The sequence below is a fragment of the Flavonifractor sp. An9 genome, from assembly GCF_002161245.1.
GTDB lineage: Bacteria > Bacillota > Clostridia > Oscillospirales > Oscillospiraceae > Flavonifractor > Flavonifractor avicola.
Window position 1 is genome coordinate 1 of record NZ_NFHC01000058.1, and the last position, 666, is coordinate 666.

At 60.7% G+C, this 666-nt stretch carries 1 protein-coding gene; it reads left to right on the top strand.

The window, feature by feature from the left end; translation table 11 throughout:
• Positions 1 to 666, top strand: a 666-nt coding sequence (locus tag B5G40_RS16560; protein WP_143383457.1) for a tyrosine-type recombinase/integrase, incomplete at both ends; no start/stop codon positions are given.

A 666-nucleotide genomic window follows, 5' to 3' on the forward strand; every position in this document is an offset into this window, starting at 1 on the left:
CGCAACCCGGCGGACAGCTGTAAACTTCCGCCTGTCAAGGGCAGAGAAATGAAGGTTCTGACTCCGGAGGAGATCCAGCGGCTGCTGATCCAGGCCAGGGAGGACGGCTGCTACGAGCTTCTGCTGCTGGAACTGGCCACCGGCCTGCGCCGGGGAGAGATCTTAGCACTCCAATGGGGGGACCTAAATTTCAGAACTGGTGCCCTTCGGGTAGAGCGTCAAGTTCATCGGGTAAAGGGAGAACTGGTTGTATCCCCACCCAAAACCAAGGCAGGCAATCGGACGGTTCTTCTCCCTGCTCCTGTCTTGAAGGTCTTAAAAGCCTACCAGAAAACCGTCCACTCCCGCTGGATGTTCCCCTCCCCCGTCAAGGAAGACTCCCCTATGGACCCAGCCGCCGTCCGAAAGCGGCTCCAGACAGTGCTGGAGCGAGCGGAGTGCAGGCATCTGCGGTTCCACGATCTGCGGCACACCTTCGCCACCGCCTCCCTGGAACACGGCATGGACATCAAGACCCTGAGCACCATCATCGGCCATGTGTCCAGCGCCACCACCCTGAACACCTACACCCACGTCACCGATGCCATGCGGCAGAACGCGGCGGACAAGATCGACCAAGGAATCGGGAGAGCCGAACCGAAACCCAGGCAGGAAGCGGCACCCCAG